General features: G+C 74.2%; 1 protein-coding gene. It reads left to right on the plus strand.

What is annotated here, in order from left to right; all coding sequences use genetic code 11:
- The first annotated feature begins 215 nt into the window (after positions 1–215).
- Positions 216–1562 (plus strand): NtaA/DmoA family FMN-dependent monooxygenase, encoded by a 1347-nt coding sequence (locus ACFU6K_RS38445; RefSeq protein ID WP_380671228.1) that lies wholly within the window; start codon positions 216–218, stop codon positions 1560–1562.
- The last annotated feature ends 155 nt before the right edge of the window (positions 1563–1717 follow it).

The following is a 1717-nucleotide window of genomic DNA, read 5'->3' on the forward strand; positions in this document are numbered from 1 at the left end:
GGGCGTCCGCGTCCGTGGAGGAGCGCACCACCGGCCGCGGCGCGGCTCGACGCGGCCGCCGGGCCCCCTGGGCGAACCCGCCCCGCTCCGAGACGCGACCGGCGCGGTCCTCGACGCCCCGGCTGTTCCCGTAGCACCCTGACGGTCCCCGGCCCCACGCCCGGTCACCTCGGTCCCCGGTTCCCCCGCACCACCAGTCCAACGGAGAACACCCCATGCGCAACCTCAGGCTCGGACTGTTCGAGAACGCCCAGACCAACGCGAGCGGCACCGCCACCTGGCGCCACCCCGACAGCCGCCGGCACCTGTTCGACACCCTCGGGTACTGGCGCGACATCGCGCGGATCTGCGAGGACGCCAGGCTCGACTTCCTGTTCCTGGCCGACGCCTGGGGCTGGTCGGAGATCGGCGGGGTGCGCCCGCCGATCGCCACCGAGGAGACCCTCGACCTGCCGCGCCTGGACCCGTTCGTGATCGCCTCGGCCCTGCTCGCGAGCACCACCGACCTCGGCCTGGTGGTGACCGGCTCGGTGCTGGTGGAACCGCCGTACGCCTTCGCCCGCCGACTGGCCACCCTGGACCAGCTCTCCGGCGGCCGGCTCGGCTGGAACATCGTCACCACCGGCACCGCCGACACCGCCGTCAAGGCCTTCGGGATGGACATGGTGGCGCACGACGACCGGTACCGGATGGCCGAGGACTTCCTCGACCTGGTCTACAAGTACTGGGAGGGCGCCTGGGAGCCCGACGCCCTGGAGAAGGACAAGGCCGGCCGCTTCGCCGACCCGGCCAAGGTCCACCTGGTCGAGCACGACGGCCCGTACTTCCGCTCGCGGGGCTACGGCAACACCGCCCGCTCCCCGCAGGGCACCCCGGTGCTGTTCCAGGCCGGCGCCTCCCCGGCCGGGCGGCGGGTCGGCGGGCGGCACGGCGAGTGCATGTTCGTCGGCAGCGGCTCGGTGCGGCAGCTCGCCGGACACACCGCGGCGATTCGCGAGGAGGCCGTCCGGGCCGGCCGCGGCGCCGACGGGGTCAAGGTGATGTCGGCGTTCTCCTGCGTGATCGGTGCCACCACCGCGGACGCCGAACGCCGGTGGCAGCGCGTCCTGGACGCCCAGCGCCCCGAGGTCGCCGTCGCCAGCTACGCCATGTTCACCGGCCTCGACCTCTCCTCGTACGCGCCGGACACCCCGATGGCCGAGCTGTCCACCGAGATGTCGCGGACCCAGGTCGCCCGGTTCGCCGACAGGACCGTCGGCGACGTGCTCGCCGACTGGCACACCCACGGGGTCGGCGCCCGCCCGGTGGTCGGCACCGCCGAGGAGATCGCCGACGAGATCTGCGCCCTGGCGGAGGGCGCCGACCTGGACGGCTTCCTGCTCTCGCCGACCGTGCAGCCGGCCTCCACCGTCGAGTTCGTCGAGTCGGTGCTGCCGATCCTGCGCGCCCGCGGCGTCTTCCGCGGCGAGTACGCGGAGGGCGAGTCGCTGCGCGAGCGGCTGACCGGCGCGTCCGACTGGGCACTGCCGGCCGGCCACCCGGCCGCGCGGTACCGGCACTGACCCGTAGGCCGCCATCGGGTCGAGGGTCGGGACGAGGACGGCTCGGATGGCGGATCCAACTCCCGGGTGGGTGCTTCTGACTGACGATCCATCAGGACATCGCAACCCCCCCCGTACGCGCGTCGGCCGCCCGGTCCGGGTCGCACCCCGTGAGG

The organism is Kitasatospora sp. NPDC057512 (assembly GCF_042802135.1).
Taxonomy (GTDB): Bacteria; Actinomycetota; Actinomycetes; order Streptomycetales; family Streptomycetaceae; genus Kitasatospora.